The sequence below is a fragment of the Plantactinospora solaniradicis genome, from assembly GCF_042658085.1.
Taxonomy (GTDB): domain Bacteria; phylum Actinomycetota; class Actinomycetes; order Mycobacteriales; family Micromonosporaceae; genus Plantactinospora; species Plantactinospora solaniradicis.
The window spans coordinates 151,949-159,922 of sequence record NZ_JBHSPR010000001.1 but is presented as its reverse complement, the minus strand read 5'-3'; the positions used below and the strand labels follow the sequence as shown (position 1 = coordinate 159,922).

The window sequence follows — 7,974 nt, the reverse complement described above, 5'->3', positions numbered from 1 at the left end:
GGCCGGGTACGCCTTCGCCCTGCTGGCGTCCGCGATGTGCGGGCTGCTGGCACTGGTCACGATGGAGGGTCCGACCGACGTGCTCGCCGGTGGCCCGCTCCTGGTGACCGCCCTGTTGCCGATCGCGGCGGCGCTGCTCACCCGGCATGTCGGATTCGGCGCGACGGCCGGCGGGGTGTTCGTGGTGGTGCTCGCGATCACGCTGGTCCGCGCGGTGTTCGAATCGCCGTGGCCGACGCTCTGTTCCGCCGCCGTGGTGGCCGTCGGCGTCGCCGGTCTGGTCGCCGGCACCGCGCGGCTGTTGCCGGTCGGGGTACGGATCGGCCCGCGCGTCGGTGGGCTGGTCGTCGTCTCGGCCATGGCCGTGCTGACCGGGGTGATGACCCTGGTGGTGGCGGGGGCCGTGGTACTGCGTTCGCTGCCGGTCTGGCAGGCGGACCCGACGGCCGTGGCCGGACCGTTCGACTGGCAGCTTCCGGTGGCGCTGCCGTTGACCGTGCTGGCCCTGCTTCTCCTGGTGCCTCGGCGTGCCTGGCTGTCGGTCGTTCTGACCGGTGCCGTGTTCACCGTGCTGGCGCTGCCGGCGGCGGTGCCGCTGCCCTGGTGGTCGGTTTCCGCCGTGGACCTGGCGATGGTCGCCGCGTTCGCGCTCTCCGCCGTGTGGCCGGGCCGGAGCAGCCGGAGCATGCTGCCGATGGCCGGTGCCGCGCTGTTCCTCGCCGGGCACGCGCTGCTGGTCGGACTGGCCCGACCGGCCGGCGCCGCCGCCGTCCTCGGCGGCCTCGTGCTGATCGGGGTGGCGATCGCGCTGGTCGCGCTCCGGCCCGCCGGTTCGGTACCGGACCATCGGCGGATGCTCGGCGGAGCGGGAGTCGCGCTCGCGGTGCTCGGCACGCCGGCCGCCGTCACGCTCGGGCTGTTCGCCGCCGACGTACCGCCCTGGTGGCAGGCCCGTGCCGCGCTGGCCAGCGCCGTGCTGCTCTGCGCCGCGACGGTCGCGGTCCGCCGAGGAGTCCCGCACTACCTGCCGTACGCCGGTGCGGCGTTGTCGGTCGTCGCACTGCCGGTCGGCCTGTCGCCGGCCCTGCCCGAGGTCGGCGAACCACCGGGGATGTACGCCGCCGGGGCGCTGCTGCTCACCGTCGCGGTGCTGGCGGTGAACCGGGGTCGGTCGGTGTCGCCGGCCGGTGGCGCGTTCTCCGTACCGCCGCTGGTGTCCAGCGTGGTCCTGCTGGGGCGGGTCGGCGTCGTGGTCGTGCCGGCCGTCGTGGTGCTGCTCGCCGGGCCGTACGGCTGGCTGGGCCGGATCTGGTCGGGGCAGCCGCACGGGATCGGGCTGTGGCCCGACGAGTGGCGCCCGGACGGGCAGGTCGCGCTGACCCTGTTGCTGCTGACCGGGACGGCGGCGATGGTCGGCTGGGCCTGGCGTGCCGCCGTCCGGCCCGCGTTGCTGGTCGCGGTGCCGCTCGCCGTGACCACGGCACTGGTCGGGCTGGCCGTCGCCGGTGCCCGTTGGCCGACCGTCCAGGCAGTGAGTCTGCTGAGCGGGTTGGCCGCGCTGCTCGCGGTGGCGCTCGGTTGGCGCGTCGTCCGGCCGGCGCGGGTCGTCGTACCGCTGGGGGTGGCCTTCGCAGGTGCGGGCCTGGCCGGGCTCCTGCCGACGGAGGGCAGCACGCTCGCCGGGCTGGCCCTGGTCGTCGCGGTCGGGTTGACCGCCGGAGCCGCCGGCCGGTCCGGGGCGGCCCGGGTGGCGGGCTGGCTGACCGCCGTCCTCGCCGGTGCGACGCTGGCCGTCGCGGGCCCGTTCGCCGCCGACCTGCCGCCGAGGGTTGCCGCGCTGGTGGTGCTCGGCGTGGCCGCCCTGGCCCTGGCCGGCGGAGTGGTGCTGACGGGCAGGGCGACCTCGGCGACCTCGGCGGCCCCGGCTGACGATGTGGCGGTGACGGTGGCGGCCCCGGGCACGGGTTCGGCCCGCCGGGCCGAGGGGGTTGCGGTCGAGGTGGCCAGCCACGTTGTCGCGGTGCTGGCACTGGTGCTGACGATCGGCGAGGTCCGGCACGCGGCGGCGGTCTGCACGCTCTGGGGTGTGGCCCTCGGGCTGCGGGCGCTGCGGCCGGCGGAGTCGGCGGCGCGTCGCTGGGCCCATGCGGCGGCGGCCGGTGGCGCCGAACTGGTCGCGACCTGGCTGCTGCTCTCGGCGGCGCGGGTGGCGCTGGTCGAGGCGTACACGCTGCCGGCGGCGGTACTCGGGCTGCTGGCCGGTTGGCTCGCCCTACGGGCCTGGCCGGACCGGAGCAGTTGGCTGGCGTACGGGCCGGGGCTGGGTGCCGCACTGCTGCCGAGCCTGGTCTCGGTCCTCGTGGCCGGGGACCAGCCGTGGCGGCGGCTGCTGCTCGGAGGTGGCGCGCTGCTGGCGGTGCTGGCCGGTGCGCAGTGGCGACGTCAGGCTCCGGTGCTGCTCGGCGGCGGCGTACTGGCGGCGCTGGCACTGCGGGAGATGGTCGACGTCTGGGACCGGCTGCCCCGGTGGATCTTCCTGGCCGTGGGTGGTTTCGTGCTGATCGGTCTCGCGATGACCTACGAGCGGCGCCGCCGGGACCTTCGCCGGTTGCGGTCGGCGGTCGGCCGGATGAGTTGACCACCCCGGTCTCGGACCGTGGTGTGGTGGGGCTTACCCTACCCCGGATACGGGGGCTTCCGGGGTTACGGAGTGCGAGCGTCCTCCGGAGACTTGAGATGAGCGCTCGCCAAACCGGCGTGGCGAAAAGCGACGTTGGGAGCTGAAATATGGCGGTCACGGCGACGGCGGAGCCTGCCATTCGGCGAGGAAGTGACTACTCACAGTTATCTCGCCAGATCAGCCAGGCTGGGCTGCTGGACCGCCGCACCGGTTGGTACGTGGTTCGGATCGCGTTGACGGTCGGGCTCTTCGTCGCCGGTTGGGTGGCCTTCGCCCTAGTCGGGGACTCGTGGTGGCAGACCCTGGTCGCCGTCTTCCTGGCCGTCGGCACCACCCAGGTCGCCTTCCTCGGACACGACGCCGGGCACCGGCAGATGTTCCGGAACCGCCGGGCGAGTGAGGTGGCCGGACTGCTGGCCGGCAACCTGGCGATCGGGCTGAGCAACGGCTGGTGGATCGACAAGCACAACCGGCACCACGCCAACCCGAACCACGAGGACGACGATCCGGACGTCGGCGCGGGGGCCCTGGTCTGGACCCACGAACAGGCGCTGGAGACCCGCGGGTTCGGCCGGTGGATGGCACGCCGGCAGGCGTACCTGTTCTTCCCGCTTCTGCTGCTGGAGGGCCTGAACCTGCACGTGGCGAGCATCCGGGCGATCTTCGACGGAACGCCGATGCGGCACCGGCGGGTCGAGGCGCTGCTGCTGGTGGTGCACACGATCGGCTACCTGGGCGTGCTGTTCACCGTGCTGTCGCCGGTACGCGCGCTGGTCTTCATGGCCATCCACCAGGGGCTGTGGGGCCTGTACATGGGATGCGCGTTCGCGCCCAACCACAAGGGCATGCCGATGCCGACCGCCGAAGACGAGCTGGACTTCCTCCGCAAGCAGGTGCTGACCTCGCGCAACGTCCGGGGCGGGGTGCTGGTCGACTTCGCGTTGGGCGCCCTCAACTACCAGATCGAGCACCACCTGTTCCCGAGCATGCCGCGGGTCAACCTGCGCAAGGCCCAGCCGATCGTCCGGGCGTACTGCGCCGAGCAGGGCATTCCGTACGAGGAGACGAGCCTGTTCGACTCGTACCGCCAGGCGTTGCGGCACCTGCACTTCGTCGGTGCGCCGCTGCGGGCCGCGAAGTAGCGCCGCACCACCGACAGGGCGGGACACCGGGTGCCGATCGCGAACGTGGCGATCGGCACCGCCGCATTTTCGGGTACGGATCAGGCGTCCATGATGCCGAGCAGGGAATCCGGCATCTCGGCGCCCTCCGTCGGCGGAGTCGCCGCCGGTACCGGCCTGGATGTTGCGGCCCGCCACGCCGACGCTCAGCGTGGCGAGCAGAGCCACGCTGGCGGCTGCCAGCCGTCGAGTCTCCATCTGGTTCTTTCCTCCCCGAACAGGGCCACGGCGGTTGCCTGCCGTGACCGGACCCGCGACAGAGTCGCGACGGCACGCCACCGAGTACCTGGTAAATACCGTCCCGGTCCGACGTCGTCCGACAGGTACGTCCGAGGCGTCCGAGCGGTTGGTCACCACCATCGCGGCCTCGGCGGTAAGGTCTGGCCATGGCAGAGGTGCTGGACGCGGAGGCGGTGCGGGCCGGGCTGGACGGGCTGGACGGCTGGACCGGTGACCCGGCCGGCATCGGCCGTACCGTCGAGTTGCCCGGATTCCGTGACGTGATCGACGCGGTGGACCGGGTCGCGGTGGTCGCCGAAGAGCTCGACCACCATCCCGACATCGACATCCGGTGGCGCACGGTGACCTTCCGGTGCGCCACCCATTCCGTGGGTGGAGTTACCCGACGCGACATCGAGTTGGCGCGGCGGATCGACGAGATCGTCCGGGGAGCGGCGTGAGATTTGAGATAAGTAAGGTCCTCGACGCGATCGAGGGCCGGGTCAGTACAGATCCCTCGTTGGTCCGGGCGGTCCTCGACCTGGCCGAGGTGGTCCGGTTCCAGGACCTGGACGGTGGCCGGCCGGCCAGCACGATGCGGTTGGGCATGGTCATCGACGCGCTCGGCAGGCAGCTCGAGGAGGACAACGTCCCGGTGTACGCGGTGGTGCACCGCGCGCTGCTCAGCGACGCCGACCTGACCTCGAACGAGCGCATGGTGGTCCGTCGATGGGCCGACGACGGCCTGGTCGAGGTGCTGAACAATCCGGGCGACCGGATGCTGGAGGTCGCCGACCTGCTGGGCCTGCCGGTGCTCAGCCGAGGCCGCTTCGACGGCCAGGCCGGGCGTTTCCCATGGGTGACCGGTCAACCGGGTCGGCTGCTCGCCCCGCTACCGGGCGCGGGCGGTCCGGTCCTGATGGCCCGGGTGAAGGGCAACGGGCCGATGTCCACCGGGCCGTCGCCGAGTGGGCGCAAGCTGCTCGCCCGGACGTGGCGGTGCAAGGAGCCCGGCTGCGTGCTGTTCGGCGGTGGTGGTGGCGGTGGCGCGTTCGCCGACCTCGCCGAGATCGACCGGAAGCCGAGCGGGCAGCCGCCGCCGACGCTGCGTACCGGAATGCCCATGTGTCCCCGGCACGAGCAGCGGCTCACCGACGCCGGTCCCCGGCCCACCAGCGAGGTGTTGTCGGTGCGGATCGGCGGCATGGTCCGGCGCCGGTTCGTGGTCACCGCCGAACAGCCGGTGGTGGTCGGCCGGGCGCCGGACGAGTCCGGCGGGGTCCGGCTCGGCCAGTGGCTCAACGACGAGGCACGACGGTGGATCAGCCGCAGCCACGTACGGTTCGAGCTGCGCGGCGGCGACCTGGTCGCGCAGGACGTGAGCACGAACGGTTCCGGCGTACGCCCCGGCGGGAACATGGACGAGGCCGAGCGGGTCCCGCTGGCCCGCCAGCAGTCCCGGGTGATGCGCAGCGGCGACATCGTGGAGTTGTACCCCGGGGTGCAGGTGGGCCGGTCCAGCACCTGGAACTCGGGCGGCATGACCAACCCGACGTCGGTGATGGCCGAGGCCCCGACCATGGCGATGCGGGTGGTCGACCGCGCCTGACCGGAGATGGATGCGGCGCCGCGTCCGGATCGACGCGGCGCCGCGCCCGATTCAGTGCGGATTCAGTGCAGCACCGCGGCGAGCTGCTCGACGGCGTGGTCCAGTTCGTCGGCCTCTACGACGAGCGGCGGTGCCAGCCGGATCGTCGACCCGTGCGTGTCCTTGGCCAGCACCCCGCGCTCGGCGAGCCGCTCGCAGGCCTGCCGCCCGGTCATCAGCGCCGGGTCGATGTCGATGCCGGCCCACAGCCCTCGCCCCCGGACGGCGACCAGACCATCCCCGATCAGACCGCGCAGCGCGCCGTGCAACCGCGCTCCCAGCTCCGCCGACCGGCGCTGGAACTCGCCGGTGGCCAGCAGCCGGACCACCTCGGTGGCCACCGCGCAGGCCAACGGGTTGCCACCGAAGGTCGAGCCGTGCTCGCCGGGACGGAGTACGCCGAGGATGTCGGCGTCGGCCGCGACCGCCGAGACCGGGACGATACCGCCGCCGAGCGCCTTGCCGAGGACGTACATGTCGGGCTTCACGCCCTCGTGGTCGCAGGCGAAGGTCTCGCCGGTCCGGCCGAGCCCGGACTGGATCTCGTCGGCGACGAAGAGCACGTTCCGTTCGGTGCAGAGCCGGCGTACCCCGGGCAGGTAACCCGGTGGCGGCACGACGACGCCCTGCTCACCCTGGATCGGCTCCAGCAGTACGGCCACCGTCGTCTCGTCGACCGCTTCGGCCAGGGCCGCCAGGTCGCCGTACGGGACGATCCGGAACCCCGGGGTGTACGGCCCGAAGTCGTCCCGGGCGTCCGGATCGGTGGAGAAGCTGACGATGGTGGTGGTACGGCCGTGGAAGTTGCCGTCCGCCACCACGATCGTGGCCCGCCCCGCCGGTACGCCCTTGACCCGGTAGCCCCACTTCCGGGACACCTTGATGGCGGTCTCCACCGCCTCGGCGCCGGTGTTCATCGGCAGCACCAGGTCCTTGCCGCAGAGCTGGGCCAACTCGCGGCAGAAGTCGGCGAACTGGTCGTGGACGAAGGCGCGGCTGGTCAGGGTGAGCCGGTCGAGCTGGGCGTGCGCGGCGGCGATCAGCGTCGGATGCCGGTGCCCGAAGTTCAGTGCCGAGTAGCCGGCCAGGCAGTCCAGGTAACGCCGCCCGTCGACGTCGGTCACCCAGGCGCCCTCGGCCGAGGAGATCACCACCGGCAGCGGGTGGTAGTTGTGCGCGGTCCAGCGTTCCGCCTCGCGTACCGCAGCGGGGGTGCGCAGGGTGTCGTCCACGATCACTTGCTCGCCTCTCGTTCCCGCAGCACCAGGGTGCAGCACTTCGGTCCGCCGCCGGCCTTACGCAGCTCGGACAAATCAACGCCAATTGTGTCGTATCCCCGGTCGCGCAGTGCGGCCGACAGCCCGGTGGCCTGGGCGGGAAGTACGACGTGCCGTCCGTCGCTCACCGCGTTCAGCCCGAGCACCTCGGCGTCGGCGGCGGTGGCCAGGACCGCGTCCGGGAAGAGCCGGCGCAGCGTCGCCTGGCTACCGGGGGAGAACGCCTCCGGCAGGTACGCCACGGTCGCGTCGTCCAGCACGCAGAGCGCGGTGTCCAGGTGGTAGAAGCGCGGGTCGACCAGTTGCAGCGTGATCACCGGGCGGCCGAAGACCTCCTGGAGGTGGGCGTGCGCGGCGTGACTGGTCCGGAAGCCGGTGCCGGCCAGCAGCAGGTCACCGACCGGCAGGATGTCGCCCTCGCCCTCGTTGACGTGCTTGGCGTCGTACACCTCGAAGCCGGCCCGGTCGAGCCAGCCGGCGTAGGCGGGCGCCTCGTCGGCCCGCTCCGGGTCGCGGAACTGCACCGCGAGGGCGCTGCCGTCGATCACCGTCGCGCCGTTCGCCGCGAACACCATGTCGGGCAGCCCGGGAAGCGGCTCGATCTCCTCCACCGTGTGACCGAGATCCAGGTAGGTCCGCCGCAGCGTCTCCCACTGCCGGACCGCGAGTGCCGGGTCGACCGGGGCGCCCGGGTCCATCCACGGATTGATCGCGTACTCGACGGCGAAGTACGTCGGTCGGCACATCAGATAGCGCCGGTGAACTGCCGGGCGGGCCGTCCCGGGCCCGTCGAGTACGGTCGTCGACTCCAACGTCATGGTCCTTGCTCCCAGCGGATCGGGCGCGCCCGGCCTTCCTCCGGCCCACTGGTGGGCCCCTCCGGCCCACTGGTGGGCCATTCCGGCCCACGGGCTGGCGCTGAACCCAACGCTATGTGCCGCCACTCGACCGAATCCACCGCTGGAAGTT

Annotated in this window: 6 protein-coding genes; 4 read left to right on the top strand and 2 right to left on the bottom strand. The window is 72.6% G+C overall.

Going from position 1 to position 7,974, the window contains the following annotated elements; all coding sequences use genetic code 11:
- The 4 genes from ACFP2T_RS00765 to ACFP2T_RS00750 form a co-directional block, all read left to right on the top strand.
- The coding region (locus ACFP2T_RS00765; protein ID WP_377416173.1) for an SCO7613 C-terminal domain-containing membrane protein at positions 1-2,638 on the top strand (2,638 nt) is incomplete at its 5' end.
- 149 nt (positions 2,639-2,787) lie between these two features.
- Positions 2,788-3,822, top strand: coding sequence for a fatty acid desaturase family protein (locus tag ACFP2T_RS00760; RefSeq protein WP_377416171.1), 1,035 nt, complete (start codon positions 2,788-2,790; stop codon positions 3,820-3,822).
- 425 nt (positions 3,823-4,247) lie between these two features.
- Complete coding sequence (locus ACFP2T_RS00755) at positions 4,248-4,541, top strand: 4a-hydroxytetrahydrobiopterin dehydratase (RefSeq protein WP_377416169.1); 294 nt, start codon at positions 4,248-4,250, stop codon at positions 4,539-4,541.
- A complete protein-coding gene (locus ACFP2T_RS00750; RefSeq protein ID WP_377416167.1) occupies positions 4,538-5,689 on the top strand; it encodes an FHA domain-containing protein in 1,152 nt (383 codons plus the stop codon). The genes ACFP2T_RS00755 and ACFP2T_RS00750 overlap by 4 nt, the downstream gene beginning before the upstream one ends.
- Positions 5,690-5,751: 62 nt before the next feature.
- Here the strand turns inward: ACFP2T_RS00750 and rocD are convergent, their stop codons facing one another.
- Both rocD and ddaH read right to left on the bottom strand, forming a co-directional pair.
- Positions 5,752-6,963, bottom strand: coding sequence for an ornithine--oxo-acid transaminase (gene rocD / locus ACFP2T_RS00745; protein WP_377417804.1), 1,212 nt, complete (start codon positions 6,961-6,963; stop codon positions 5,752-5,754).
- The gene (gene ddaH, locus ACFP2T_RS00740; RefSeq protein ID WP_377416165.1) at positions 6,963-7,823 is read right to left on the bottom strand and encodes a dimethylargininase; all 861 of its coding nucleotides are present in this window, start codon (positions 7,821-7,823) and stop codon (positions 6,963-6,965) included. Before ddaH ends, rocD begins: the two co-directional genes overlap by 1 nt.
- Positions 7,824-7,974 lie beyond the last annotated feature (151 nt).